25 protein-coding genes and 1 riboswitch are annotated in these 26,326 nt (G+C 75.8%); of the genes, 9 read left to right on the top strand and 16 right to left on the bottom strand.

Features of this window, described 5'->3' with window-relative positions; translation table 11 throughout:
* Nucleotides 1-21: 21 nt before the first annotated feature.
* The 10 genes from WHI96_RS09480 to WHI96_RS09440 all read right to left on the bottom strand — a co-directional run bounded on the left by WHI96_RS09480 (nucleotide 22) and on the right by WHI96_RS09440 (nucleotide 8,542).
* On the bottom strand, nucleotides 22-1,005 hold the full coding sequence (locus WHI96_RS09480) for an ABC transporter substrate-binding protein (protein ID WP_345652009.1): 984 nt from the start codon (nucleotides 1,003-1,005) through the stop codon (nucleotides 22-24).
* Complete coding sequence (locus tag WHI96_RS09475) at nucleotides 1,002-1,484, bottom strand: cupin domain-containing protein (protein ID WP_345652012.1); 483 nt, start codon at nucleotides 1,482-1,484, stop codon at nucleotides 1,002-1,004. The genes WHI96_RS09480 and WHI96_RS09475 overlap by 4 nt, the downstream gene beginning before the upstream one ends.
* The gene (locus WHI96_RS09470; RefSeq protein WP_345652014.1) at nucleotides 1,481-2,572 is read right to left on the bottom strand and encodes an Rrf2 family transcriptional regulator; all 1,092 of its coding nucleotides are present in this window, start codon (nucleotides 2,570-2,572) and stop codon (nucleotides 1,481-1,483) included. The genes WHI96_RS09475 and WHI96_RS09470 overlap by 4 nt, the downstream gene beginning before the upstream one ends.
* Nucleotides 2,569-3,684, bottom strand: coding sequence for an LLM class flavin-dependent oxidoreductase (locus WHI96_RS09465; RefSeq protein WP_345652017.1), 1,116 nt, complete (start codon nucleotides 3,682-3,684; stop codon nucleotides 2,569-2,571). The genes WHI96_RS09470 and WHI96_RS09465 overlap by 4 nt, the downstream gene beginning before the upstream one ends.
* On the bottom strand, nucleotides 3,681-4,388 hold the full coding sequence (locus WHI96_RS09460) for an ABC transporter ATP-binding protein (protein WP_345652020.1): 708 nt from the start codon (nucleotides 4,386-4,388) through the stop codon (nucleotides 3,681-3,683). Before WHI96_RS09460 ends, WHI96_RS09465 begins: the two co-directional genes overlap by 4 nt.
* Nucleotides 4,385-5,230 (bottom strand): ABC transporter permease, encoded by an 846-nt coding sequence (locus WHI96_RS09455; protein ID WP_345652023.1) that lies wholly within the window; start codon nucleotides 5,228-5,230, stop codon nucleotides 4,385-4,387. The genes WHI96_RS09460 and WHI96_RS09455 overlap by 4 nt, the downstream gene beginning before the upstream one ends.
* Nucleotides 5,231-5,469: 239 nt before the next feature.
* The gene (locus WHI96_RS27830; RefSeq protein WP_357460805.1) at nucleotides 5,470-5,547 is read right to left on the bottom strand and encodes a putative leader peptide; all 78 of its coding nucleotides are present in this window, start codon (nucleotides 5,545-5,547) and stop codon (nucleotides 5,470-5,472) included.
* Nucleotides 5,548-5,732: 185 nt separating this feature from the next.
* Nucleotides 5,733-6,629, bottom strand: coding sequence for an ABC transporter permease (locus WHI96_RS09450; RefSeq protein ID WP_374203910.1), 897 nt, complete (start codon nucleotides 6,627-6,629; stop codon nucleotides 5,733-5,735).
* On the bottom strand, nucleotides 6,619-7,419 hold the full coding sequence (locus WHI96_RS09445; protein ID WP_345652029.1) for an ABC transporter ATP-binding protein: 801 nt from the start codon (nucleotides 7,417-7,419) through the stop codon (nucleotides 6,619-6,621). Before WHI96_RS09445 ends, WHI96_RS09450 begins: the two co-directional genes overlap by 11 nt.
* 28 nt (nucleotides 7,420-7,447) lie before the next feature.
* The gene (locus WHI96_RS09440; protein WP_345652032.1) at nucleotides 7,448-8,542 is read right to left on the bottom strand and encodes an ABC transporter substrate-binding protein; all 1,095 of its coding nucleotides are present in this window, start codon (nucleotides 8,540-8,542) and stop codon (nucleotides 7,448-7,450) included.
* A 570-nt stretch (nucleotides 8,543-9,112) separates the two neighbouring features.
* Nucleotides 9,113-9,208: riboswitch (SAM riboswitch) on the top strand.
* A gap of 5 nt (nucleotides 9,209-9,213) precedes the next feature.
* On the opposite strand from WHI96_RS09440, the gene WHI96_RS09435 reads away from it, so the two are divergent.
* The 8 genes from WHI96_RS09435 to WHI96_RS09400 all read left to right on the top strand — a co-directional run bounded on the left by WHI96_RS09435 (nucleotide 9,214) and on the right by WHI96_RS09400 (nucleotide 17,541).
* The gene (locus WHI96_RS09435) at nucleotides 9,214-9,312 is read left to right on the top strand and encodes a putative leader peptide (RefSeq protein ID WP_345652035.1); all 99 of its coding nucleotides are present in this window, start codon (nucleotides 9,214-9,216) and stop codon (nucleotides 9,310-9,312) included.
* 120 nt (nucleotides 9,313-9,432) lie between these two features.
* Nucleotides 9,433-10,698: an LLM class flavin-dependent oxidoreductase gene (locus tag WHI96_RS09430; RefSeq protein ID WP_345652037.1), complete on the top strand. Its 1,266-nt coding sequence runs from the start codon at nucleotides 9,433-9,435 to the stop codon at nucleotides 10,696-10,698.
* A complete protein-coding gene (locus WHI96_RS09425) occupies nucleotides 10,695-12,074 on the top strand; it encodes an NtaA/DmoA family FMN-dependent monooxygenase (protein WP_345652040.1) in 1,380 nt (459 codons plus the stop codon). Before WHI96_RS09430 ends, WHI96_RS09425 begins: the two co-directional genes overlap by 4 nt.
* Nucleotides 12,071-13,705 carry an ABC transporter substrate-binding protein gene (locus tag WHI96_RS09420; protein WP_345652042.1) on the top strand — a complete coding sequence of 545 codons (1,635 nt, stop codon included), beginning with the start codon at nucleotides 12,071-12,073 and terminating at the stop codon, nucleotides 13,703-13,705. The genes WHI96_RS09425 and WHI96_RS09420 overlap by 4 nt, the downstream gene beginning before the upstream one ends.
* The gene (locus WHI96_RS09415; protein ID WP_345652045.1) at nucleotides 13,702-14,652 is read left to right on the top strand and encodes an ABC transporter permease; all 951 of its coding nucleotides are present in this window, start codon (nucleotides 13,702-13,704) and stop codon (nucleotides 14,650-14,652) included. Before WHI96_RS09420 ends, WHI96_RS09415 begins: the two co-directional genes overlap by 4 nt.
* Nucleotides 14,649-15,560 carry an ABC transporter permease gene (locus tag WHI96_RS09410; RefSeq protein ID WP_345652048.1) on the top strand — a complete coding sequence of 304 codons (912 nt, stop codon included), beginning with the start codon at nucleotides 14,649-14,651 and terminating at the stop codon, nucleotides 15,558-15,560. Before WHI96_RS09415 ends, WHI96_RS09410 begins: the two co-directional genes overlap by 4 nt.
* The gene (locus WHI96_RS09405) at nucleotides 15,542-17,218 is read left to right on the top strand and encodes a dipeptide ABC transporter ATP-binding protein (protein ID WP_345652051.1); all 1,677 of its coding nucleotides are present in this window, start codon (nucleotides 15,542-15,544) and stop codon (nucleotides 17,216-17,218) included. Before WHI96_RS09410 ends, WHI96_RS09405 begins: the two co-directional genes overlap by 19 nt.
* A gap of 119 nt (nucleotides 17,219-17,337) precedes the next feature.
* Complete coding sequence (locus WHI96_RS09400) at nucleotides 17,338-17,541, top strand: hypothetical protein (RefSeq protein ID WP_345652054.1); 204 nt, start codon at nucleotides 17,338-17,340, stop codon at nucleotides 17,539-17,541.
* Between the two features lie 119 nt (nucleotides 17,542-17,660).
* Here WHI96_RS09400 and WHI96_RS09395 read toward each other — a convergent pair whose 3' ends face one another.
* Entirely contained in the window at nucleotides 17,661-18,581 is a 921-nt protein-coding gene (locus WHI96_RS09395; protein WP_345652057.1) for a TIGR03564 family F420-dependent LLM class oxidoreductase, read from the bottom strand.
* A gap of 46 nt (nucleotides 18,582-18,627) precedes the next feature.
* On the opposite strand from WHI96_RS09395, the gene WHI96_RS09390 reads away from it, so the two are divergent.
* A complete protein-coding gene (locus WHI96_RS09390; RefSeq protein ID WP_345652060.1) occupies nucleotides 18,628-19,464 on the top strand; it encodes a helix-turn-helix domain-containing protein in 837 nt (278 codons plus the stop codon).
* A gap of 31 nt (nucleotides 19,465-19,495) precedes the next feature.
* Here the strand turns inward: WHI96_RS09390 and WHI96_RS09385 are convergent, their stop codons facing one another.
* From WHI96_RS09385 to WHI96_RS09365, 5 genes are all read right to left on the bottom strand, one after another.
* Nucleotides 19,496-19,984: a beta-class carbonic anhydrase gene (locus WHI96_RS09385; protein WP_345652063.1), complete on the bottom strand. Its 489-nt coding sequence runs from the start codon at nucleotides 19,982-19,984 to the stop codon at nucleotides 19,496-19,498.
* A gap of 262 nt (nucleotides 19,985-20,246) precedes the next feature.
* Nucleotides 20,247-20,681: a VOC family protein gene (locus WHI96_RS09380; RefSeq protein WP_345652066.1), complete on the bottom strand. Its 435-nt coding sequence runs from the start codon at nucleotides 20,679-20,681 to the stop codon at nucleotides 20,247-20,249.
* Between the two features lie 48 nt (nucleotides 20,682-20,729).
* Nucleotides 20,730-23,894 (bottom strand): arabinosyltransferase domain-containing protein, encoded by a 3,165-nt coding sequence (locus WHI96_RS09375; protein ID WP_345652069.1) that lies wholly within the window; start codon nucleotides 23,892-23,894, stop codon nucleotides 20,730-20,732.
* Nucleotides 23,895-23,944: 50 nt separating this feature from the next.
* Nucleotides 23,945-25,486, bottom strand: coding sequence for a sulfite oxidase (locus WHI96_RS09370; protein WP_345652072.1), 1,542 nt, complete (start codon nucleotides 25,484-25,486; stop codon nucleotides 23,945-23,947).
* Nucleotides 25,487-25,555: 69 nt separating this feature from the next.
* Nucleotides 25,556-26,230 carry a fasciclin domain-containing protein gene (locus tag WHI96_RS09365; RefSeq protein ID WP_345652075.1) on the bottom strand — a complete coding sequence of 225 codons (675 nt, stop codon included), beginning with the start codon at nucleotides 26,228-26,230 and terminating at the stop codon, nucleotides 25,556-25,558.
* Between the last annotated feature and the right edge of the window lie 96 nt (nucleotides 26,231-26,326).

The following is a 26,326-nucleotide window of genomic DNA, read 5'->3' as shown; positions in this document are numbered from 1 at the left end:
GCCGGCCCCCGGTCCGGCGGGTCAGGACCCGGCGGGTGCGCCGAGGTCCCGGACCGCGGACCCGACGTCCACCGGGTTGCGGAGCACCCCGTAGCCGGAGTACCGGTCGGCGACCCCCTGCAGCTCGGCGACGAGCTCCGGGGACAGCGGCGCGATGTCGCGCAGCGCGCGCTGCGCCATCAGGTCGGCGACCGCCGCCGGGCGCCCGGTCAGCTTCGCGTAGATCGCGGCGTTCTCCCGCTGGTTCTCCCGGGCCCACTGCAGGGCACGGCCGTAGCGCTCGGTGAAGTCGGTCAGCGCGGCGCGGGTGCCCGCGTCGTCGAGGGCGGCGGTGTTGGCGTCGAGGAAGGTCAGCCCGGTGCCCAGGCCCTTCGCGTCGCGCAGGATCCGCGCGCCGGACTCCTGCTGGGCGACCGCGGTGTAGGGGTCCCAGGTGGACCAGGCGTCGATCGCACCCGAGTTCATCGCGGCCGCCGCGTCGACCGGCTGCAGGAACGAGATCGTCACCTCGTCCGGCCGCACCCCGGCCTCCTCCAGCGCCCGCAGCAGCAGGTAGTGGCCGATGCTGCCCTGGGTGGTCGGCGACACGGTCTTCCCGCGCAGGTCGGCGACCGAGCGGATCGGCGAGTCCTTCGGGACGAGCAGGGCGAGGCCGCCCTGGCTGGGCGAGCGGGTCGCCTCGACGATCTTGATGCGGTCGGTGGAGGACAGCGCGGTGAGGGTGGGTGCGTCGCCGGCGATGCCGACGTCGATCGCCTCGCCGCGCAGCGCCTCCAGCAGCGGCGCGGCCGCGGGGAACTGGGCCCACTCGACCCGGTAGGGCGCGCCGTCGAGCGCGCCGGAGGCCTCGACGAGGGCCTGCTGGACACCGGCCTGGTCGCCGACCCGCAGGGTGACCTGCGACAGGTCGGCCGGGCCGTCGTCGGCGGCGCCGGAGCAGCCGGTGAGCAGCAGCGCCAGCGCGGCGAGCAGTGCGGGCAGGGCGAGCAGCGGTCGGCGGGTCACGGGGTGGTCTCCGGGTCGGTGAGCGGGGTGAGCGAGGGGAGGTTCACGACGATCCCCTCCTGCGTGCTGCGGGAGATCACGACGACGGCCGGGACCTCGGGGTCGGGGTTCTCCTCGCGGTGCGGGACCCACGGCGGGACGAACACGTAGTCGCCGGGCTCGGTCTGCAGGACCACCTCGCCGGTGCCGTCGTGGAAGACGAACCGCGGCCGGCCGGACACGACGTAGATCGAGGTCTCCGCCTCGCCGTGGTGGTGGTCGCCGGAGTTCGTGGCGGGCGCGACGTGCGTCTCGCCCGTCCAGAGCTTCGACGAGCCGACGGTGCGGCCGCTCACGGCCTCGCGGCGGGACATCCCGCTGGTCTGGGCGGTGTCGGCGGACAGGTCGGCGCCCCGGACGAGGTGGACCCGCGCGTGGTCGGGCGGGGTGGGGGCGAGGTCGGGGTGGAACGGGTCGGTCCCGTGCGGGTGCGTGGTCACCGGGTATCGCCCTCCAGGGCGGTCAGGGTGCGGGCGGTCAGGAAGTCGGCGACGGTGCGTTCGAGGTCGGCCCACAGCGGTGCGGCGGGGCCGGAGTCGCGGAGGGTGGCGATCGAGCCCTCGGTGGCGAGGACGACGTCGGCGACGGTGATGTCCCCGGCGGGCCGGGCCAGCCGGTAGCCGCCCTCGCAGCCGCGGCGGCTGCTGACCAGGCCGGCGCGCCGCAGCGCCAGCATCACGTTGACCAGCGAGTTCAGCGGCACCCCGCAGGCGCGCGCCATCGCGTCGCAGGTGACGGTCTCCCCGTCGGCGGCGACGAGCTCGGCCAGGGCCCGCAGGGCGTGGTCGAGGCGGGCGGAGACGTTCAGCGGCGCCGCGCGACGCGGGCGCGCCGGTCCGGCCGTCACGGCCCGGGCGGGCGTCTCCTCCACGAAGCGGGCGCCCTTGGCGAGGCGTTCCAGGAACTGCACGAGCCGCGCGGCGACGATCCGGTGGAACTGGTCGTTCAGGACGTCGTGCACCCCGTCGACGACGACGGCGACGTCGTCGCCGGGCCGGGCCAGCGCCCGGACGCCCGCGACCGGGGCGACGCGGTCGGCGTCGCCGTGCAGCCACAGCACCGGCAGGTCGGGCAGCGCCGACGACGGCAGCGGCGGCGCGGCCAGGGCGAGTGCGCCCCAGGTGAAGTCGGGGTCGGACTCGAGCAGGCCGCGGTGCACCGGGCAGGCGGTGCGGGCGTCGAGCTCGCCGGCCCGGTCGGCGGGCACCGGGCCGGGGTCGGCGGCGGGGAGCCCGGCGAGGACGAGCCCGTCCGGGGCGAGGTCGGCGGCGAGCTCCCACGCCCGCAGCGCGCCGGTGTCGGAGCCGAGCAGGACCCGGGCCCCGGTCGCCCCGGCCAGCGCGCCGGTGACCTCCCCTGCGTCGGCGCCGGGCGCGGGGACGGTGAGGGTCCAGCCGTCGACGGCGAGCCTGCGACCCAGCCGCGCGTACAGCCCGGGGTGCTCCCCCCGCCCGGACAGCGCGACGACGGTGCCGCGCGAGGTGCCCTCGGGCGCCCAGACCGTGCCCGTGGTGGCGGGTGCGCTCACGCGGTGACCCCCGCCCCGGCGGTGACCCCGCGTCGCGCCAGCTCGGCCCGGACGGCGGGCAGCAGCTCGCTGCCGTAGCGGCGGGCGTCGTCGACCGGGTCGTAGCCGCGGATCAGCAGGGTGGTGACCCCGATGTCGGCGTAGTCGGCGAGCGCGGCGGCGACGGTGTCCGGGGTGCCGACGAGCGCCGTGGAGTTGCCGGCCGCGCCGGAGGCGGCCGCGGTGGCGGTCCACAGGCAGCGGTCGTGGAGCTCACCGGCCTCCGCGGCGGCGAGCAGCCGCTGCGAGCCGACGTTGGCCGGGGCACCCGGCTCCCGCATCCGGGTGCCGGTGAACGAGCCGTGTCCGCCCCGGGCGGCGACGATCCGGTCCCGGACGTCGTGCGCGCGGGCCCACGCCTGCTCCTCGGTGTCGCCGAGGATCGGGCGGAAGGACACGCTGATCCGGGGCGGCTCGGTGCGGCCCGCGGCGCGGGCGGCGTCGTGCACCCGGGCGATCTGCTCGGCGGTCCCGGCGAGGGGCTCGCCCCAGAGGGCGAAGACGTCGGCGTGCCGCCCGCCGACCCGGTACGCGGCGTCGGAGGACCCGCCGAAGTAGACCGGGATCGGGCCGAGCGGACGGATCTCCTGGGCGACGCCGGCGACCCGGTAGTGCTCGCCGGTGTGGTCGAAGGGCTCGGGGTCGGTCCAGGCCCGGCGGACGACCGAGAGGTACTCGTCGGTGCGGGCGTAGCGCTCGTCCTTGTCCAGCCAGTCGCCGTCGCGGCGCTGGTCGGTGTCGCTGCCCCCGGAGATGACGTGCATCGCGACCCGGCCGCCACCGCTGAAGTGGTCCAGCGTGGCGTACTGGCGGGCGGCCAGGGTGGGTGCGGTGAAGCCGGGCCGGTGCGCGACCAGGAAGCCGAGCCGGTCGGTGTGCGCGGCGGCGTACGCGGCGACCTGCAGCCCGTCGGGCGTCGACGAGGAGTGCCCGATGAGGACCTTGTCGAAGCCGGCCTCCTCGTTGGCGGCGGCGAACCGGCGGACGACGGCCGGGTCCAGGACGGGGCCGGTGGCGGGCCGGATCTCGGAGACCTCCTGGGTCCCGATCATGCCGACGAACTCGATGCTCACGCTCGCTCCTGGGTTCGGTGCACGCCGAGCCTGCCGAGCAGGTCGGCCCGCAGGTGCTGGAAGTCGGGGTCGGTGACGTCGCGCGGCCGGGGGAACGGGACCGGCGCGTCGTGCGCGATCCGGCCGCCGTCCATCACCAGGACGCGGTCGGCCAGGACGAGCGCCTCCTCCACGTCGTGGGTCACCAGCAGCACCGCGCAGCGGTGGCGCTGCCACAGCTCGTCGACGAGCCCGCGGGCGGTGATCCGGGTCAGCGCGTCGAGCGCGGAGAACGGCTCGTCGAGCAGCAGCAGGTCCGGGTCGCGGACCAGGGCGCGGGCCAGGGCGGCCCGCTGCGCCTCGCCGCCGGAGAGGACCTTGGGCCACACGTCGGTGCGGTGGGCGAGGCCGACCTCGGTCAGCGCGGCCACGGCGCGGGCGCGGTCCGGCCGGCCGGGCAGGCCCAGCACGACGTTGCGCCACACCTTCTTCCACGGCAGCAGGCGTGGTGCCTGGAAGCCGACGGCGCGGCGCCGGGCGACGGTGACCTCCCCGCTGACGTCGTTGTCGAGGTCGGCCAGGATCCGCAGGAGGGTGGACTTGCCGCAGCCCGAGGCGCCGAGCAGGGCGACGAACTCCCCGGGCCGGATCTCCAGGTCGAGGTCGGTCAGGACGGCCCGGTCACCGAAGTGCCGGCTCAGGCCGCGGACCGAGACGGGTCTCACCGCCCGCTGAACGCCGGTCGCCACGACAGCAGCCCCCTCTCCAGGGTGCGCACGACGAGGTCGCCGACCAGCCCGAGCACCGCGTACAGCGCGAGGCAGACGACGATCACGTCGGTCTGGAAGAACTCCCGGGCGGTGTTCATCTCGTAGCCGATCCCCGACGTCGCGTTGATCGTCTCGCCGAAGACCAGCGCGAGCCACGCGGTGCCGAGCGAGTAGCGCAGCCCGACCAGGAACTGGGGCATCGCCGACGGCAGGATCACGTGCCGGACCTGGCCGAACCAGCCGAGGCCGAGGGTGCGGGCGGCCTCGACGAGCGTCGCGTCGACGTTGCGGATGCCACCGAACAGGTTCATGTAGAGCGGGAAGGTCACCGCCAGCGCGATCAGCGCGACCTTGGGCTCCTCGCCGATGCCGAACCAGATGATCAGCAGCGGGATGAGCCCGATGACCGGCACCGTGCGCAGCATCTGGACGGGGGCGTCGATGACGTCCTCGCCGCGGCGGAACAGCCCGGACAGGGTCGCGAGCAGCACCGCGGCGACGACGCCGATCGCGATGCCCGACAGCACACGGACGCCCGACACGGCGACCGCGCTCTGCAGCGCCCCGTCCGCCCACATCCCGGCGGCGGTGACCGCGACCGTCGCGGGGGAGGCCAGGACGTCGCGGGGCAGGACGCCGGTGCTCGACAGCACCTGCCACAGCCCGATCAGGACGAGCGGTGAGGCGGTCTTGACCGCCCAGCGCGGCACCCGGTCGGGCCCGCGGGAGGCCCGGGTGCGCAGGGTCTCGACCTCGGGTGGGGCGGGAGCGCGTTCCCGCGGTGTCGCGATCGTCATGGGATCTCCTGGGGACGTCGGCGGGCACGCCGCGTCGACCGTCCGCGGTCGCGCGGACGGGGAGGCGGGTGCGGTGGTGGCGGACGGGGCGCCGTGGGCTCGACGAGCCGGTCCGCGGTGTGCGGTGCTGCGGCGGGGTGCCGGTCCCGGACCGCTGGGCCGGGTGGGTCGGTGTCCGGCCCGGCCGTCGGGAACGGTCCGCGGGAGCGGTCGTCGGGACCGGCCCCCGGGATCGGCCGTCAGGAGCGACAGAGCGCCGAGGCGACGCGCGCGAGGTCGACGTGCGCGCGTGTCGTCAGCGGAACCGGAACGGTCATGGGAGAACCGTAACCCGCCCGGAGCGCAAACCCAACCCTTGGAGTTGGGATTGGGGTCACCGGGTTTCGCCTGGTGGGACGGGGTGTCCGGGCACGTCCGGACACCTGTGGACGGCCGAGCGGGCCGGACGCACCGGGGCGGGTGCGTACGGCCCGCTCGGGCGTCGCGGGGGGGGGGGGGGGGGTCAGACGGTCAGGGCGAGCCCCCGGGCGCGCAGCACCCGTCGCTCCAGTGGGCGGAAGACCAGCAGCTCGACCCCGATGCCGACGATGAGGATCAGCAGGATCGCGGCGAACACCTGCACGATGTCGTTCACGTCGGCGCCGTTCTTCAGGTAGGCGCCCAGCCCGACCCCGAGTGCGGGACCGGCCGCGATGATCTCCGCGGCCATCAGCGAGCGCCACGAGAACGCCCAGCCCTGCTTGCAGCCGGCGAGGTAGCCGGGCAGCGCCGCCGGGAGCAGGACGTAGCGGGCCATCTGGTAGCCCGTCGCGCCCAGGACCTGGCCGGCCCGGGGCAGGATCGGCGGCACCTGGTCGATGCCCGCGACCAGGCCGTTCGCGATCGAGGGCACCGAGCCGAGCAGGACCACGAAGAAGATCGTGGTGTTGGTCAGCCCGAACCACAGCACCGCGGCCGGGACCCAGGCCACCGACGGCAGCGACTGGAGACCGGTGAGCAGCGGCCCGATCGCCGCACGCACCAGCGGCACCTTGGCGACGACCACGCCGAGCGGGGTGGCGATCACCAGGGCGAGCAGGAAGCCGAGCGCGGCCCGGCTGATCGAGGTCCACAGGATCGACCAGATCTCGCCGCTGACGACGGTCTCGCCGAACGCCTCGGCCACCGCGCCCGGGGCGGGCAGCCGGTACTCGGGCGTGACCGCCGAGGCCCAGACGATCTGCCAGACCACCACGATCGCCACGAGTGCGACGATCGGCGGCAGCCAGGTCCGCAGGAACCGCTGCCACCACGGCGTCGTCCGCTCGACGGGCGTGTCGAGCGCGTCGAGCCCGGCGACGGCGGCCGCGGAGTCGCGGTCGTCGTCCACGACGGTCATCGAGGACTCCTCACGCGGCATGGCTGGTGATCACCGCCCGCAGCCGTCCGGTGATGTCGTCGTGCAGCTCGGCCTGCTGCTCGGCGTCGTGACCGCCGGCGGGCACCGTCCACTCGCGGACGACGGTCCCCGGCCGCGACGACAGCAGCACGACCCGCTCGGCCAGCCGGACGGCCTCGCGGACGTCGTGGGTCACGAACACGATCGTCGTCCCGGTGGCCCGCCAGACCCGCAGCAGTTCGCCCTGCAGGACGTCGCGGGTGATGGCGTCGAGCGCGGCGAACGGCTCGTCCATCAGCAGCAGCCCCCCGGCGCCGTGGGCGTCGCCGAGACCGGTGGCCGCGGCCAGGGCGCGAGCCAGCGACACGCGCTGGCGCATGCCGCCGGACAGCTCGTGCGGACGCTTGTCGCCCAGGCCCTCCAGTCGCACCAGGGTGAGCAGCTCCTCGGCCCGCTCGCGCCGGGCCGACCGGCCGTGCCCGGCGAGCTTGAGGGGCAGCTCGACGTTGCGCAGCGCGGTCAGCCACGGCATGAGCGCGGCCTCCTGGAACATGAACGACGGCCGCGCCGACCCGACCCGGACCGCGCCCGCGGTGGGCTCGTCGAGCCCGGCGAGCAGGTTCAGCAACGTCGACTTGCCGCAGCCGGACGCGCCGAGCACACAGAGGAACTCGCCGTCGCCGACCTGCAGGTCGATCCCGTTGAGCGCGGTCACCGCCCCGGCGCCGGTGCCGAAGGTCTTGGCGACCCCGGACAGTTCCACGGCCGTGTCGCGGGTCCTCGGGCGCCGGGCGGTCAGGTCGACGGTCATCGGTGGTTCCCCTCGTCGATCGGAAAGGTCAGTTCGCGGCGGCGAGACCGGCCGGGTCCACGGCGGCCTCCCCGGAGCCGGTCCGGACCGCGTCGACCGCGGCCGGGTCGAGGAAGCCGGTCAGGTCCGCCTCGCTCTTCGCGATGCCCGCCGTGACCGAGTCCTTCGCCAGCTGCGGGAAGGTCGAGGCGAGCGGGTCGGAGTCGAAGGACAGCTCGGTGAAGGCGCGGTCGAGGATGTTCGCCGCCAGCGGCTTGCCGGTGATCTCGCCGATCGCCTCGTTGGAGACGGTCTTCGCCTGCGCGGGGTTCTCACGGATGAGGGTGATGGCCTTCTGCTCGCCGCGCAGGATCGCCTCGACGGTCTGCGGGTGCTGCGCCAGGAACTCGGTCCGGACGATGACGACGGTCGTCGGGAACTTCCCGTCGGGCCACAGGGACTTCTCGTCGACCAGGACCTTCGCCCCGGCGTCGACCAGGCGCGAGCTCCACGGCTCGGGCAGCCAGCCGCCGGCGACCTTGCCCTGCTTGAACAGGTCGAGGGTCTGCGGGTTCTCGATGTTCTGCACGGTCACCGCGTCCGGGCCCTGCCCGATCGGGAGCTTGTTCTCCGACAGCCAGGTCTTCAGCGCGATGTCCTGGGTGTTGCCCAGCTGCGGCGTCGCGATGATCTTACCCTTGAGCTGCTCGGGCGAGGTGATGTCCGGGCTGGTCACCAGCTGGGCGCCGGCCGAGGTGGAGCCCGCGACCAGGCGCACGGCCTCGCCGTTGGACTTGGTGAAGGCGTTGATCGCCGGGCCGGAGCCGATGAACGCGACGTCGATCGAGCCGCCGAGCAGGGCGTTGACCTGGTCCGGGCCGGCGTTGAACGTCTGGGTGGTGAGCTTCGTGCTCCCCAGCTCGGCGGCGAACAGGCCCTGCTTCACCCCGACCAGCGCGGGGGCGTGGGTGATGTTCGGGAAGTAGCCGAGGCGGACCTCGGTCGCGGGGGAGGTGGCGCCCGCGGCGGTGGTGCTCTCGTCGGCGCGGGAGCAGCCGGCCAGCAGCCCGAGCGCGGTGAGCAGCGCGAGCAGGACGGCGGCGGTGCGCGCCCGGGATCCGGAGCGCAGGACGTGCGGGGACATCGCGGGACGGGGTCCTTCCGTGGGGGCGGCGGGCGGTCGGTGACGACCGCTGCGCGCCGGGGCCGGCCGGCCCTGGGGGGCGTGCCGGGGTTCGGGACGGGTGGCGGGCCGGAGTGGTGTCCGGCGGGCGATTCCCGGTCCGGCGGGTGCCTCGCACGCCGGGGGCGTGGCGTTACGGCCCGCGGGGCGGGAGACCGCTCAGCGACAGAGCTCGCTGTAGGCGGGTGCGCGCCGGCTCGGCCAGAACGGCTCGAGGCCGGTCGGGCGCACCGGCACCGCGCGCCGGGCGGCACGGGTCGGCTCGTGGGGGGCGGGCTCGGTCACGCCCCGTGGTAACCGACCGGGGCGCGAGGGCCTCCGTCGGCTCGTCGTCACCCGACCAGGGTGCGGCGTGGTCACCTCCCCGGACAACCCGGAGTCCACCCCCCAGGAAAACGGTCGAGATGTCCGGACAGGTCGAGGCGGTCCGAGGTGGCGATTCCGCAGGTCGGGAGATTCGGTGCGGCGGGGATCACTGCCCGGCTCCGCGGGTTGACACCGTCGGGCACCGGATCCCTACAGTCGGATCGCACACCATCCGGAGCGGCCGAGAGACCCGGCTCGACGACGCCGCAGCAACCCCCCGCAGCACGCGGGTGCGGGTGCTCCAGCCGGGTTCGATGGAGGACACCATGCGGTCGATCGCGGAGCAGGTGCGCGGCGCGCACCACCCCCGGTACCGGCGGCACGTCGACCTGATGCGGGTGGCCGGCGCCGCCTGTCGGGGCTGACGCCGCCCCGTCCGCGTCGTGCGCCGCCCGTCGGCGCCCCGCCGTCCGGTGGCCGTCGGAGTCCCGTGACGCCCCACCCCGTTCCGTCGCACCTCCGTGCGACGAGGAAGCGATGCCCTCATGTCCACATCGGACACGCCAGGCCGGCCGCTGCACCTGGCCGTCGCCCTCGACGGCGCCGGCTGGCACCCCGCCGCCTGGCGCGACCCCGGCGCCCGACCCCGCGAGCTGTTCTCCGCCCGCTACTGGACCGACCTGGCCCGCACCGCCGAGCGCGGGCTGCTGGACCTCCTGACGATCGAGGACGCCCTCGGACTGCAGTCCGGGGACCACCTGAGCGGCGCCGGCCGCCGCACCGACCGGGTGCAGGGCCGCCTCGACGCCTCGCTGGTCGCCGCCTTCCTCGCCCCGACGACGTCGCGGATCGGGCTGGTCCCGACCGTCACCACCACCCACACCGAGCCGTTCCACGTCGCGTCCGCGCTGTCGACGCTCGACCACGACAGCCACGGCCGCGCCGGCTGGCGGGTGCAGACCTCGGTCCGCGCCGACGAGGCAGCCCACTTCGGGCGCCGCACCGTCCCCGGCATCCGCCGCGAGGACCTGGGCACCCCGGCCGCCCGGGAGCTCGTCGCCGAGCTGTTCGGCGAGGCCGCCGACGCCGTCGAGGTCGTGCGCAGGCTCTGGGACTCCTGGGAGGACGACGCCGAGATCCGCGACGCGCTGACCGGCCGCTTCGTCGACCGGGACCGGCTGCACCGGGTCGACTTCGCCGGGGAGCACTTCGGCGTCGCCGGGCCGTCGATCGTGCCGCGGCCACCGCAGGGCCAGCCGCTGGTCGTGTCGCTGGCGCACGGCTACGACCCGGCGCTGCTCGCCGCCCGCGTCGGCGACGTCGTGTTCACCACCCCGCACGACGCCGACGACGCCGCCCGCGTCGTCGCCCAGGTCCGGGCCGCCGAGGCCGCCGTGGGCCGCACCGCGCCGCCGCTGCGGATCCTCGGTGACGTCGTCGTGGTCCTGGAGGCGACCGAGCGCGCCGCCCGCGACCGGCTCGCCCGCCTCGACGCCCTCGACCCGCTCTCCTCCGACGCCGCCGTCCTCGCCACCACCCCGGCCGGCCTCGCCGACACCCTGCTGTCCTGGCGCCGTGCCGGCCTCGACGGCTACCGCCTGCGCCCGGCCGTCCTCCCGACCGACCTCGACGCGGTCGTCGAGGGTCTGGTGCCCGAGCTGCAGGCCCGCGGCGCCTTCCGCACCGCCTACGGCGAGACCACCCTGCGTGCGCGCTTCGGGCTGACCCGCCCGGTCAGCCGCTACGCCGCAGGAGCCCGGGTCGACGCCGTGACCGCGTTCAACCCCGCACTCTCCGGAGCGACCGCATGACCAGCACCGGCAGGAAGCAGATCGTGCTCGGCGCCTACTTCCCGGGCGTCAACCACGACACCGTCTGGAGCGACCCCGCCTCCGGCAGCCACATCGACTGGGAGTCCTTCGAGCACTGGGGGCGCACCGCCGAGCGCGGGAAGCTCGACCTGCTGTTCCTCGCCGAGGGGCTGCGGCTGCGCACCCGCGGCGGCGAGGTGTTCGACCAGGACGTCGTGGGGCGCCCGGACACCTTCACCGTGCTCGCCGCGTTGGCCGCGGTCACCGAGCACGTCGGGCTCGCCGGCACCGTCAACTCGACGTTCAACGAGCCCTACGAGCTGGCCCGCAAGTTCGCCACGCTCGACCTGCTCTCCGGTGGCCGCGCCGCGTGGAACGTCGTCACCAGCTCCGACGCCCCGACCGGGGAGAACTTCCGCCGCGGCGCCTACCTCGGCCACCACCAGCGCTACGAGCGCGCGGGGGAGGCCCTCGCCGCGGTCCGCGCGCTGTGGGACTCCTGGGGCTCCGACGCGGTCGTCGCCGACCCGGCCGAGGGGACCTTCCTGCGCGACGGCCACGTCGGCGACTTCGCCGTGTCCGGCAACCAGTTCGACATCGCCGGGCGCTTCACCACCCCGCGCAGCCCGCAGGGCCACCCGGTGGTGCTGCAGGCAGGCGAGTCCCCGGCCGGGCGCGACTTCGCCGCCGCGTCGGCCGACGCGATCTTCTCCCGCTACCAGAAGTTCGACGAGGCCCGCGCCTTCTACGACGACGTCAAGGCCCGCGTCCGCAGGGCCGGCCGCGACCCCGACGAGGTGCGGATCCTGCCCAGCGCGGGCGTCGTCCTCGGCGACACCGCCGCCGAGGCCCGCGAGCGCCACGCGCACATCCACGACCTGCAGGTCGACCCGTGGACCTCGATCGTGCTCGCCGAGATGGTGTGGAACCGGGACCTGTCCGCCTACGACCCGGACGGCCCGCTGCCCGACGTCGAGCCCACCCCCGACGCCCCGAAGTGGATCGAGGGCCGGGCCCCGCTGACCCAGGACGCCCACGCGACCGTCGCCGCCTGGCGCGAGCTCGCCGCCGCCCACGGGTACTCGCTGCGCGACACCGTCAAGCACGTCGTCGACCGCGCGGTGTTCGTCGGGACCCCGACCCACGTCGCCGACGAGATCGACCGCTACGTGCAGGACGACGCCTCCGACGGGTTCATCCTCGGCTCCCACGTCAGCCCGTCCGGCCTCGACGAGGTCGTGGAGAAGGTCGTCCCGATCCTGCAGGAGCGCGGTGTGTTCCGGACCGACTACACCCCGGGGGCGACGCTGCGCGACAACCTCGGTCTCGCGAGCCCGTCGCGGTTCGGCGAGCGCCGGCCGGCGGTGGCCTCGTGAAGCGCCGTCGTCTCGGATGGTGGCGGGACCTGCCCGACGGACGGTCGGCGGTGCTGCTCGCCGCCACCGCGCTCACCCTGACCGCCTGCGGTTCCGGAGCCGGTGGCACCACCGCCGACGCGGGCCCGCCCCGTCCCGGCGGGACACTGGTGTTCGCCGTCTCCTCCGACCAGGGCTGCGCCGACCCGCAGCAGGTCGGGTCCAACGACTCCATCTACTCCCTGCGTCAGGTCGTGGACTCGCTCACCGACCAGGATCCCGAGACCGGGCAGCTCGTCCCGTGGCTGGCGACCCGCTGGTCGTCGAACCCGGACGGCACCGCCTGGACCTTCACCCTGCGACCGGGCGCCACGTTCTCCGACGGCGCCCCCGTCGACGCGGCCGCGGTGAAGGCGAACCTCGACCGGATCCCCTCCCTCGGCGCGCGTGGCGTGCTGCCCAAGGGATACCTCAGCGGGTACGCGGGCACCGACGTCACGAGTCCGACCGAGTTCACCGTCAGGTTCCAGCGTCCGAACGCGCAGTTCCTGCAGGCCACCTCGACGCACAGTCTCGGTCTGCTCTCGCCCGCCAGCGTCGCCGAGACCGACGAGCAGCGCTGCGCCGGTGTCGTCGGGTCCGGACCGTTCACCCTCGAGCGCTACGCCAAGAACGACGTCACGGTGCTCGCGAAGCGGGTCGGCTACGACTGGGGCTCCTCGTTGTTCACCCATCCCGGCGAGGCCTGGCTCGACCGGGCCGAGTTCCGCGTCGTTCCCGAGTCGGGCGTGCGGTCGGGCAGTCTGCAGTCCGGGGAGGTCGACGCCATCGCCTCGGTCGGCCAGCAGGACGAGGCTCCGCTCACCGGCGCCGGCGCGCAGCTCGTCGCCCGCTCCAACCCGGGCATCCCGTTCGGCCTCGGCTTCAACCAGGCGACCCCCCTGGGCGCCGACCCCGCGGTCCGCGAGGCGGTCAGCCGGGGGATCGACCGCGACGAGGTCGTGACCGCCGTCTACCCCAGCCAGACCCGCACGGCCACCGCGCCGCTGGCGTCGACGACACCGTCCTACGTCGACCAGTCCGCACAGGTCGGCTACGACCCGTCCGCCGCGACCGCGGTGCTGGACCGCGACGGCTGGGCCCCCGGCCCGGACGGCGTCCGGGTCAGAGACGGACAGAGGCTCACCCTGCCGCTGACCTTCGCGCAGAACATCGCGACCGCCAAGCCCAGCCTGGAGCTGATCCAGCAGCAGCTCCGGCGGATCGGCATCGACCTCCAGCTGCGGGAGATCCCGATCGCCGACGTGCCGTCGACCCAGCAGAACGGTGACTTCGTCGCGCTGTGGGGCAACATCACCCGGGCCGACCCGGACATCCTGCGCACCAGCTACTGGACCGGTGGCAACAACTACTACCGGCTGAAGCCGGGACCGCTGGACGCAGCGCTCGCCGGGCAGTCGGCCGCCGTCGATCCGGCCGAGCGGGCCCGGTCGGTGGCGCAGGCCCAGCGACTGCTCACCGAGCAGTTCGTCACCGCGCCCGTGGTGGAGCTGACCACTGTGCTGGCGGTCGGGCCCGGCACCCACGACATCGCCTTCGACGCATCGTCCCGCATCCAGCTGCACGACACCTGGAAGTCGGACTCGCGATGACCCTGCAGTACCTGCTGCGACGCCTCGGGCTCGCCGCCGTCGTCCTCTGGGCCGCGTGGACGGTGTCGTTCGTGGTCCTCTACCTGCTGCCCGGGGACCCGGTCGCCACCATGACGGCCGGGGGGGACGGCGAGCAGCCGAGCGTGGCCGAGCTCGACGCCCTGCGTGCCCGCTACGGCCTCGACCAGCCGCTGCCGGTGCAGTACGTGACGAAGCTCTGGGCGGCGCTGCACGGCGACCTCGGGACCTCGTTCGCCACCGGGCAGGACGTGCGGACCGCCGTCGCCGAAGCACTTCCGCCGACCCTGCAGATCGCCGCCGCCGGGCTGGTCGTGGCGGTCGTCGGGGGCACCGCGGTCGCGCTCGCCGCGACCTGGGCCGGGTCGCCGTGGCTGCGGCAGGTGCTGTCGTCGCTGCCGTCGCTGGCCGTGTCGCTGCCGGTGTTCTGGGTCGGGCTGATGCTCGTGCAGCTGTTCTCGTTCTCCCTGGGCTGGCTGCCCTCGGTCGGCGACCGCGGTCCGGAGTCGCTGATCCTCCCGGCGGTCACCCTCGGGCTCCCGACCGGTGCGCTCGTCGCCCAGGTACTGGCCAAGAGCCTCACCCAGGCACTCGACTCGCCGTACGTGACCACCGCCCGCGCCAAGGGGGTGGGCGAGGCCGCGGTGCACCTGCGCCACGCGCTGGGCAACGCCGCGATCCCCGCCCTCACCGTGCTCGGCTACGTCGTCGGGAACCTGCTCGCCGGGTCCGTCGTCGTCGAGACGGTGTTCACCCGGCCCGGGCTGGGCCGGCTCACCGTCGCCTCGGTCGGGGCGCAGGACATCCCCGTGGTCCAGGGGATCGTGCTGTTCGCGGCGCTCGCCTTCGTCGTGGTCAACCTGCTCGTCGACCTGGCCTACCCGCTGCTCGACCCGCGGGTCGCCGTCGCCTCCGGGAGCTCCCGATGACCCTGCTCGACCGCGCCCCCCTCGCCGCGCCCGGCGTCCGCGACACACCGCCCCCGCCCGTCCGCCCCCGGGCCCGGCTCGGACGGTTCCTGCGGTCCCGGCCCGGGCTGGTGCTCGCCGTGGCGGTCGTGCTGCTCGTGCTGACCGCGGCGTTCGTGCCGTCGCTGCTCGCCCCCGGGGACCCCGCCGTCGGCGACACCGCGCGCCGGCTCTCCCCGCCCGGGCCCGGCCACTGGTTCGGCACCGACCACCTCGGCCGCGACGTGTGGACCCGGGTCGTGCACGGCGCCTCGCTCTCGCTGCAGGCCACCGTGATCGCGGTCGCCGTCGCGCTCGTCGCGGGCGGACTGATCGGGCTGCTCGCCGGGTTCGCCGGCGGCTGGGTCGACGAGGTCCTCATGCGCGGCGTCGACGTGCTGCTCGCCATCCCCGCGATCCTGCTGTCGCTCGCGCTGATCACCGCGCTCGGCTTCGGGACGGTGAAGGTCGCGATCGCGGTCGGGGTGGCGAGCGTCGCGAGCTTCGCCCGGGTGATGCGCGCCGAGACGCTGCGGGTGCGCCGCGCGCTCTACGTCGAGGCCGCGCGCGCCGTCGGCACCCGCTGGTACGTCTCGCTGTGGCGGCACGTGCTCCCCAACGCGGCCGGACCGGTCGTCGTGCTCGCGGTGCTGGAGTTCGGCCTGGCGATCCTCGCGGTGTCCGCGCTGAGCTTCCTCGGCTACGGCGCCGCGCCACCGGCCTCGGAGTGGGGCTCGCTGGTCGCCGACGGCCGCAACTACCTGGCCGTCGCCTGGTGGGTGTGCGCGATGCCCGGCCTGGTCATCGCCGCGACCGTGCTGTCGGTCAACCGCATCTCCCGCGCCCTGGACGGCGAGTGGGGGCGGTCAGGATGGGAGCGGACACAGTGAGCGAGCTGTTGCAGGTCGCGAAGCTGACCGTCACCTACACCGGGAGCGGCGGGACGGTGCACGCCGTGCGCGGCGTCGACCTGACCGTCGCGCCGGGGGAGGTCGTCGCCGTCGTCGGGGAGTCCGGGTCGGGCAAGACCACACTGGCCGCCGCGGTGCTCGGGCTGCTGCCCGCCGCCGGCGCCGTCACCGCGGGCACCGTCTCCCTCGACGGCACCACCCTCACCGGGCTGCCCGAGCGCGCGTACCGGTCGGTGCGCGGCGCCCGGATCGGGCTCGTCCCGCAGGACCCGGGCGTCGCGCTGAACCCGGTGCAGAAGGTCGGTGTGCAGGTCGCGGAGGTGCTGCGCACCCACGGGCTCGCCGACCGCCGCACCGCACCGGCCCGCGCCGTCGAGCTGCTGGGGCAGGCCGGTCTCGACGATCCGGACACCCGCGCCGGGCAGTACCCGCACCAGCTGTCCGGCGGGATGCGCCAGCGCGTGCTCATCGCGGTCGCCATCGCCGCCGGGCCCGCGCTGGTCGTCGCCGACGAGCCGACCAGCGCGCTGGACGCCACCGTGGCCCGGCGGATCCTCGACCACCTCGACGCGCTGCGCCGCGACCTCGGCACCGCGCTGCTGCTGATCACCCACGACCTCGCCGTCGCCACCGACCGGGCCGACCGGATCGTCGTCATGCGGCACGGGCGGGTCGTGGAACAGGGCACCCCGGCCGAGCTGCTCGCCGGCGCCCGGGACCCCTACACCAGGGAGCTGCTCGCCGCCGCCCCCGGCCTCGCGCTACCGATGCGCGTTCCGCCTGCGCCGCACGCCGGCACCGCCCCGCCGGTGCTGCCGCCCGTCGACACCGCGGGGACCCCGGTCGCCGAGGTCCGCGACCTGGTGAAGGAGTTCCCGCTGCCGCGGGCCCGCGGCTCCTGGACCCGGCGCACCCACCGCGCCGTCGACGGGGTGTCGTTCACGATCGCCCGCGGCGAGACCGTCGCGCTGGTCGGGGAGTCCGGATCGGGCAAGTCGACGACGGCCCGGCTGCTGCTGCGCCTGGAGGACCCCACCTCCGGGCAGGTGCTGCTCGGCGGCGACGACGTGACCCGCGTCCGCGGTGAGGCGTGGCGGGCGCTGCGCCGTCGCGCCCAGCTGATCTACCAGAACCCCTACGCCTCGCTGGACCCGCGGTTCGCCGTGCGCGAGATCGTCACCGAGCCGCTGCGCGCGTTCTCCGTCGGTTCGGCCGCCGAGCGGGCCGACCGTGCCGCGGAGCTCCTCGACCGGGTCGCGCTGCCGTCCGGGATGCTCGACCGGCGGCCCGGGGAGCTGTCCGGCGGGCAGCGCCAACGCGTCGCGATCGCGCGGGCGCTGGCGCTGTCGCCGGACCTCGTCGTCGCCGACGAGCCGGTGTCCGCGCTCGACGTCGCGGTGCAGGCCCAGGTGCTGGAGCTGCTCGCCGAGCTGCAGGAGCGCGACGGCCTGTCCTACCTGTTCATCTCGCACGACCTCGCCGTGGTCCGGCGGGTCGCGCACCGCACCGGCGTCCTGCGCGACGGCCGGCTCCGCGAGCTGCGGGCCACGGCGGAGCTGTTCGACGACCCGCGGGACGACTACACCCGAGAGCTGCTCGCTGCGATCGCCGGTAGACGGGCGGGGGTGGTGCAGTGACCCGCACCGTCCTGTCCCGGCGGCGTCACATCGACTACGTGCGGATCTCCTCGACGCTGTGTCGGCCGGTCGATCGACCCGACGGATCGACACCGACACCCTCGTCACCAGGAGACACGATGAGCATTCCGACCCTGCCCTCCGCCGATCCGGGCACCCAGCTGCTCGACGGGCTCGACGCCCTCGTCCGCCGGCACCGCGCGTTGCGCGGCGGCGGCGACCCGGGCAACGACGCCCTGCACGCCGAGCTGATCACCGCCGAGGTGGCCCAGCAGCTCGCGGCGGCCCGGACGGCGCTGCGCCGCCGCCCGCGCGTCGCCTGACCCGTTCCGCCGGGACGCGGCACACCCGCCGTGTCCCGGCCGACCGGTGACGCCGAGATGCAGCTCAGGGGGTGCGGGGTGACCCCGTGCGCCCGCTGGGCTGCATCTCGGCGCGGCGCTCAGGACGTCGCGAGCCGGCCGAGGACGGCCACCGTGCGGGCCCGCTCGGCGGCGTCGCCCAGCGGGCTGACGAGCAGGTCGGTGGCGCCGGCGTCGGCGTAGCGGGCTATCCCGGCGGCGATCACGTCCTCGTCCCCGGCGACGACGAGCCCGCCCGGCGAGCTCAGCCCCTCCCGTTCCAGCACCCCCGCGTAGGACGGCAGCCGGGCGTAGCCTGCGTAGTCGCGGGCCGCCGCGGCCCGCACCCGGTCCGGTTCGGCCGTCGCCGACACCGGCACCCCGACCACCACCCGCGGCGACGGCCGTCCGGCCGCGGCGGCGTCGAGCAGCGGCCGGACGTGCCCGGACACCGTCCGCGGCCCGGTGAGGAAGGTGATCGTGCCCGCGGTCCGCTCACCCGCCAGCCGCAGCATCCGCGGCCCCAGCGCGCCCAGCAGCACCGGGACCTCCGGTTCCGACCCGGGCACCGCGGTGTCCGCCGGGTCCGACCCCGGCCCGGACGCGCCGGGCACCCGCTCGCCGCGCAGCAGCGGGGCCAGCACGTCGAGGTGCTCCGACAGCGCCGACACCGGCCGTGCGAACGGCAGCCCGTACACCTCCAGCAGCCCCGGGTGGCTGACCCCGAGCCCCAGCGTGAGGCGCCCGCCCGATGCCGCCTGCACGGTCAGCGCCTGCGCGGCCAGCACCCGCGGGTGCCGGGGCTGCACGACCACGACCGACGCGCCCAGCTCGACGTCCGGGACCTCCCGGGCGACGGCGGCGTACAGGGTGAGCGCGTCGTAGCCGTAGCCCTGGGGCAGCCACACCGACCGCAGCCCGGCCGCGGCGACCGCCCGGGCGCGACCCACGATCTCCTCGACCAGGTTCGCCGACCCGGAATCCTCGAGCCCGGCCGCGAGGTTGACACCGATACCGATCATGGGCCCACCGTGCGACGACGGCCGGGCCCGGACCAGGAGCGAACCGATGGGGGTACCCGTGGTGACAGGATCGGCGACGGCCCGGCCCCGGGCCGCGACGGCCGACCGCCGCCGTGAACTCGGCGCCTGCCTGCGCTCGTACCGGGAGCGGGTCGCCCCGGCGACGCTGGGACTGCCCGACCGCGGTCGGCGGCGCACGCCGGGGCTGCGTCGCGAGGAGGTCGCGGCGCTCGCCGGAGTGGGCCTGACCTGGTACACGTGGCTCGAGCAGGGCCGGGTCACCGCCTCCGACGAGGTCCTCACCGCGGTCGGCCGGGTGCTCGGCATCGACGCACCCGGGGTCGCGCACCTGACCCGGCTGTCCCGCGACGACGGTCCGGCCGTGGGCACCGCGCCGGAGGAGCTGGCCCCGGTGCTCGCGAGCTGGCCCGGCCACCCGGCGGTGCTGCTCGACGCGCGGCTCGGCGTCGTCGCCGCCAACGACACGTGGGAGGTGGCGGTCGGCCGTCCCGCCGACGGCGACCCGGGGCGGCGCCACGTGCTGTGGCAGCTGGCGGCCGACCCCGCGGCGCGGGCCCGGTTCGAGCCGGGCCCCGGCCCGTCGGTGCTGACGTGCCCCGGCCCCGGTCCCGACGAGCTGCTCGCCGCGCTGCACCGCCGGTTCCGGATGGCCTCGGACCTCGACCCGACGGACCCGGGCACGCGCGGGGTCCGCGACGCCCTGCGCACCGACGCGCCGGAACGGGCGCCGCTGTGGGAGTGCCGCGGTGTCGGCGCGTTCGGGCGGCCCCGGGTGCGTCTGGGCGGCGTCGACCGGACCGCCTACCTGCTGGGCGAGGCCGGGGTGCCGGGCGCGGCGGTCCTGGTGCTGCTGCCGTCCTGACCCGCGGCAGCCGCGCCCCGCGTGCCGGGGGCTACTTGACCTCGTTGAGCCGCCCGGTCGCGACGTCGAACACGAAGCCGCGGACGGCGTCGGTGCGCGGGACGAACGGGTTCGCCCGGATCCGGGCGACCGACTGGCGGACGTCGGCGTCGAGGTCGTCGAAGGCCTCGGCGGCCCACTGCGGCTTGATGCCGGTCTCGTCGCGGATCGAGGCCTTGAACGCGTCGTCGGTGAAGGTCAGCATCCCGCAGTCGGTGTGGTGGATGAGGATGATCTCCTCGGTCCCCAGCAGCCGCTGGCTGATCGCGAGCGACCGGATCTCGTCGTCGGTGACGACACCGCCGGCATTGCGGATGACGTGGGCGTCGCCCTCGGCCAGGCCGAGGATCCGGTACACGTCCAGCCGGGCGTCCATGCAGGCGACGACGGCGACCTTGCGGGCCGGCGGCAGCGGGAGCGGGCCGGAGAAGCTCTCGGCGTAGCGGGCGTTGTTCTCGAGCAGGTCGTCGGTGACGGACACGGGGTCCTCCGGGGTGGGTGGTCGGTGGCGCGGGCGTCGTACCCGCGCACGGGGCACGGGGCGGCCACGCGGCGACCCCTCGGGGTCGCTACGCGGCCCACCGACACAGCTCGTCGAACGCCACGACACGCCGGCCCGGCCAGAACGGCTCCAGCAGAGTGCGCATCACCGCATGATTCGATCGCGATACCCGGTCAAGGGCAAGGAGCCGTCCACCGGGTGGGCGTGCGGTGGGGCGTGTCCGGACACGCCCCGCGCCGGCTCACTCCGGCCCGGTGAAGAACTCCAGGGCGATGTTGTCCGGGTCGCGGAAGGAGACGCCGCTGCCGTAGTGCGCCTTCTTGACGCCCTCGTGGGCGATGCCGAGCTCGGTGAGCTTCTGCGCCCACTGCTCCAGCTCGGCGTGCGAGCCGACCGCGAATCCGACGTGGTCGAGGCCGGTGCGCTCCTCGCTGAACGGCTCGCCCGACTCGCGGCCCTGGTGGGTGTGCAGACCGAACAGCATCCCGCCGTCGAGGGCGAAGACGGTGTGGTGGAAGCGGCCGCCCTCCTCGTCCTCGTCCAGCACGGGCTCCGCGCCGAACAGCGCCGCGTACCAGCGCGTGCTGCGGTCGAGGTCGCTCACGGTCAGGGCGACGTGCTGCAGACCGGGGAAGGCCACGGTGTCCCTCGCTTCGTTGCGTGCGGGTGTCCGCATGTGTCTATCAGCCGGACGCGTCGCGGGGCCCCTCCGACCGGAGGGTGGTCACGGCGGCGGGAGAGCCGGGTACCCGAGCGGGGTCCGGTCGCCCTCCCAGCCCCAGCGGCGCACCGGGACCGAGGTGACGTCGTAGGCGTCGACGGCGAGGTCGGTGTCGATCCGGGTGACCGAGCCCCAGTCGGCCTGGTCCGGGTCGTCGGCGGTGTCGACCCGGGTCGCGACGACCTGCTCGGTGGTGGTGCGGCGCATCGCCGCGAAGCTGCCCCCGGCGACGTCGGCGAACGACACGTCCACGGCGAACCCCAGCGACGACGGGCCCAGCACCAGGTAGCGCGGGGTCTGCACGAGCCCGGCCCGGACGGCGGGCAGGTCGCGCAGGCAGGGCGCCGACCAGAGGATCGACCAGTCGACGTAGACCGGGCCGTCGGCGTCGCGCAGCATCGGCACGACCGGCGCCGGGGTGAGCATCCGCGGGGCGGCCGCGGCCACCCAGCCGCCCGGCCCGACGGCGGTGTCGACGGCGTGCACCCGCACCCGGTCGACGTCCGCCGGGAACGCGGAGGCGGGCACCCGCACGGTGCGCCAGCCCGGCCGGTCCAGCGGCACGGCCTCCTGCACCCGCTCGGTGGGGTAGGTGCCGCGGGCACCGGTGGCGGTGTCGTCGAGCGACACCCGACCGTCCGGGCCCGGCGACCCGGCGCGGGCGTACTCCAGCTCCAGGGTGTTGCCCTGCCCGGTCCGCCCGGCGACGTCGACCGACAGCACCCGGTCGCCCGGTCCCGGCGCGACGGCGAACCAGCGGGTCCGAACCTCGCCGGTGGTGCCCGGTCCGCCGTCGAGACTGCCCCAGGCGAGCCCGCCGCGTGGCGGGGCGTCGACCCAGCCGCGGCCCTGTGTGAACCCGGTGAGGGTGTCGACGCCGCCCGCGGCGGGCAGCGCGCCCGCGTCGACCGGGACCGTGACGTGGTCGAGGATCCCGCAGGTGTCGCGGCCGGTCAGCTCGCTCCACATCTGTCCGCCGACGCTGTAGCCCCCGCCCTGGTGCACCGGGGCGACGACGAACGACGCCACCACCACCGACACCCCGGTGACCAGGGCGGCCACGACGATCCCGGCGGGCAGTGCCGCCGCGGCCCGGGCCGTGGAGTCCCGCCGCGTCCGGTGTCGCCCGCGGCCCGCCCGGTGCACCGCGACGGCCGACACGGTCAGCCCCGCGACGGCCACCACGGCCCACACCGCGGGCGAGTCCAGCGGCGCGAACGGCCCGGCGGCGCGCGGCACACCCCAGCCCGACCACAGGAACCACTCGTTGCGTCCGGCGAAGGCCGACGCGGCCAGCGCGACCGCCGCCAGGGTCCCGGCGGCGGCCGCGCCGCGCACGGTCGGGTCGGCGGGCCGCCGGGCCGCGGTCACCACCAGCACCGCCCCCGCGGCGACGGCGAGCGCCCCGGTCCCGGCGAGCGTCCCGAAGTAGTGGGTCCACTTCGACGGCGCCGGGGTGAGCAGCACGAACCCGAGTGCGAGCCCGGCCAGGGGGACCGGTGTCCACCGCAGACCGGGACGCCACCGGTGCGCGCCGCGGGCGACCAGCGGCAGCGCCGCGACCAGCATCGCGACGGCGAGCAGCACCGGCACCCGGCGGCCGAGGCCGCCCTGCTCGGTGCCGAACCCCAGCAGGTAGCTCCAGCGGCGCAGCTCCTGGAACCACGGTGTGGCCGGGCCGTAGAACCGGTGCATCTCGGTGGCCCGCGCGACCGTGTACAGGCTCTGCCCGGTGAAGACGGGGGTGAGCCCGGCCGCGGCGATCCCGGCCGCGGCGACGGTCGCCGCGACCCCGACGGCGAGCCCCCCGCCGCCGTGGCGGGTGACCCGCCGCCACAGCGCCGGGAGCAGCAGCACCAGCGGACCGGCGACGGTCACCGCCGACGGCGTCACCGCCAGCGCCAGCCCCGAGGCCAGTGCGGCGGCCGCGGTCCACGTCCCGCCGCGGCGCCCGGGCCGGGCGGCGGCGCGCAGCGCACAGCACAGCGCCGCGGTCGTCGCGAGCGCCGCGAACGGCTCCGGCCGGACCCCGAGGTTCAGCGGCAGCCACCACGCCAGCAGCGCCACGCCGAGCGTGCCCCGCACCCGGGCCCGGCGGTGGTGGCGTGCCAGCACCGCGGGCAGCGCGACCCGCGACAGCAGCAGCCACACCGCGATCCCGGCGAGCACCGAGGGCACGCGCAGCGCCAGCGGCCCCACCCCGGTCTCGGCCAGCGCCCGGACCAGGCGGATCACCAGCGTGTACGGCGCCTCCGAGGCGTTGCCCCAGCGGTAGACGTTGCCGAAGTCGCCCGTCGCGGTGCCGGTCGCGTTGCGCGCGATCGCCTCGGTGAAGCCGTCGTCGGTGGACAGCGGCCCGAGCACCGTCCACACCGCGAGGGTGCCGACGACGAGCACGTCCGCGGCGGCCCGCCCGATCCCGGCCGGGGTGCCCACCGCGGCCAGCCGGGCCCGCCGGAGCCGGGCCGCGCCCCGGCGGCGCCGGAACCGGTCACCGGCCAGGCGGGCCAGCAGCACCGCGGCGACGGCGGCGGCGAGCCACTGCAACCCGAGCAGCACGGTCTTGGCCGGCGACGACGCGGCGGCGAACCAGTCCGCGGTGCGCGCGGTGACCCGCAGGCCGTCGGCGTCGGCGGGGGAGAGCTGGGTGGTGAACGCGGCGACCGCGCGCACGACGTCGCCGGGGAAGGCGCGCGGGGCGGCGTCGCCGAGGGTGACCCGGGACCCGGCCTCGTCGGTGTCGAGGACCAGCCCGCAGGCGTCGCCGGGCGGGACGGGGGCGCGCAGCAGCTCACGGCCCCCGACCAGGACCCGCAGCTCCCCGCCCGGTCCGGTGAGCACGGCGAACCCGATCCCGGTGGCACCGGGCCGCTCCGAGGCCACGACGGTCGTCGCCGTCCCGGTGTCGGCGGAGCGGGCCAGCGCGGTGCGCAGCACCCGGCAGCCGACGTCGACGCGCACCGCCTCCGGCGCGTAGGGCTGGAACGCCGCCGTCGTCGACACCGGCTGTTCGCCCGCCCGGGGCCAGGTCACGGTCGTGCTGCGGGTGTCGACGGGGGCGAACGGCACCAGCGCGGCGAGCAGGCCCGCGAGCAGGCCGGCGAGCAGGGTCGCGACCACCAGGCGGCGGGGGACGGACGGCGGGGCGGGGTGGTCTGAGGGGTGCATCGACTTCCGGATCGACTCGGCGGGGGAGCGCGGCGGGGCCGGCCCGCCCGTCAGACCGCGGTGACCGGCACCGTGTGCCGGCCGGTCGCGCCGTCGGGGATCGAGACCTGTTCCCGTTCCGTCTGCACCGTGCCGGTCCGGTCGGTCGCGCGCACGCGCAGGGTGTGCTCGCCGGGTCCCAGTTCGATCTCGGTGCGCCACATCCGCCAGGTGTCGGCAGCGACGTCGGCGCCGAGGCGGGCCGGGACCCAGGTCCCGCCGTCGACGGCGACCTCGACCCGGGTGATGCCGACGTGCGGCGCCCACGACGTCCCGGCGACGACGACCCGCCCGGCCGGGACCGACGCCCCGGCCGCCGGGGTGTCGATGCGGGACTGGGTCTTCACCGGGCCCTCGCGGGCCCAGCCGCGCTCGGCCCAGTACGGGGTGGCCGCGTCCCAGGTGGTCACCTCGATGTCGGTGATCCACTTGCAGCCGGAGACGTAGCCGTAGAGGCCGGGGACGACCATGCGCACCGGGAAGCCGTGCTCGACCGGCAGCGCCTCGCCGTTCATGCCGAACGCGAGCAGGGCGTCGCGGCCGTCGGTGACGACGTCGACCGGGGTGCCGGTGGTGAACCCGTCGACGCTGGTGGACAGCAGCTGCTGGGCCCCGGGTCCGACCCCGGCCTCGGCGAGCAGGTCGGCCAGGCGCACCCCGGTGAACCGCGCGTTGGAGATCAGCGCGCCGCCGACCGGGTTGGACACGCACACCATCGTGATCGGCACCTCGATGACCCGGCGGGCCCGCAGCTGGTCCAGGGAGAGGGTCAGCTCGCGCTCGACCATGCCGTGCACCCGCAGGGTCCACGACGCGGTGTCGACCCGCGGGACCTGCAGCGCGGTGTCGATCCGGTAGAAGTCCGCGGTCGGGGTCAGCCAGGCCGGTGCGCCCGGCAGGGTCGCGTCCGGCGGGAGCGCCGGTACCGGCGGGGCGGGCGGCAGCGCGAGTGCCGCGGGCCCGGACGTCGACGGCGCGGCGGCGAGCAGCCGCCCGGCGACGGTCGCCCCCAGCGACACGACGGCGACCCCGCCGGCCAGCGAGAGGGCCCGCCGGCGCGACAGCGGCGCGGCGGCGCCCAGGCCGTCCCGGGCCGCCCGGGTGAACGCGGCGTGCACCGCGAGGAACACCGTCGGCCCGACGAGGAGCGCCACGGCGGGGGCGAGCAGGTCGACCGGCCGGACCGCGGGCGCGAGCACCGTGGTGATCAGGGCGGTCACCCCCATCGCGACGACGACCGCCACGCCCGGGGCGGGTCGTCGCCGGGCCAGGAGCCCGGCGGCCACGGCCAGCCCGGTGATCACCAGCGCCATCCCGGTCAGCAGCGCGAGCTTGTCGGCGGTGCCGAACGTGGCGATCGCGAACTGCTTCAGCCACTCCGGGGTCAGCCGGACGAACTGGTCGCCGACGGTGAGGAACGGCGACGACGCCGGCGCCGCCAGCCCCGCGACGAGGTCGCCCACGGCGAGGGCCGAGCCGACGCCGAGCAGGCCGGTGACCACCGCCCGCGGCCGGGTGAGGGACTCGGCGGGGCGGATCGGGGTCGCGGTCACACCAGGGTGTTCGTACGACGACGGGCCCGGGGTTCGCACCCCGGGCCCGTCGTGTCGTGCTGTCGGTCGTCAGCTCTTGGGCATGAGGACCTTGTCGATCACGAATACGGTGGCGTTCGCGGTCGGGATGTTGCCGCAGAGGATGTTGGCGGTGTTGCCCTGCCCGTCGGTGACGGTGGGGGCCTCGGCGGTGCCGCCGATGGTGAGGTCACCGCCGGCCAGCTCGGTCAGGGTCTTCTTCTCCACGATGCCCGCGGCGTCCAGGCGCTCCGGGGTCACGTGGTAGGAGAGCAGGCCCTGCAGCGCGGTGGTGTCGGCCAGCAGGGCGTTGAACTTCTCCTCGCCGAGCTGCTTCTGCACCGCGGTGAAGGCGTCGTTCGCCGGGGCGAAGACGGTGATGCCCTGCTGCTGGTTCAGGGTGTCGGCCAGGCCGGGGACCTTGCCGACGGCGGTGACCAGCGTGGTCAGCAGCGGGTTGGTGCTCGCGGCGGTGGCGACCGGCTGCGGGCCCATCGAGTTCAGCGAGCCGGGCTCGTCGCCCTGCGGCAGCTGGCTGCAGGCCGGGCCGAAGACGTCGTCGTTGGTGGTGACGCCGTCGGCGGCGGCGGTGGTCGCCGGGGCCGAGGAGGAGGCGGGGGCCGCGGCCGGCGGGGTGGAGGAGTCGCTGCCGCCGCCACAGGCGGTGAGGCCGAGCGAGAGGGCGGCGAGCAGGCCGACGGTGGCGAGGGTGCGAGAGGCGCGCATGGCTGAATTCCCTTTCGAGGAAACTGTCTGTCCTGTGTGGACTGTCGATGAGTTGTTCGGGCTGTGGGGCCGGGCGGTTCGGGGTTTCCGGGAGAT

Source organism: Pseudonocardia tropica, assembly GCF_040105315.1.
In the GTDB taxonomy this organism is placed as follows: domain Bacteria; phylum Actinomycetota; class Actinomycetes; order Mycobacteriales; family Pseudonocardiaceae; genus Pseudonocardia; species Pseudonocardia alni.
Note: the sequence above shows the minus strand (reverse complement) of the source record. Positions and strands in the feature narration are given on the sequence as shown.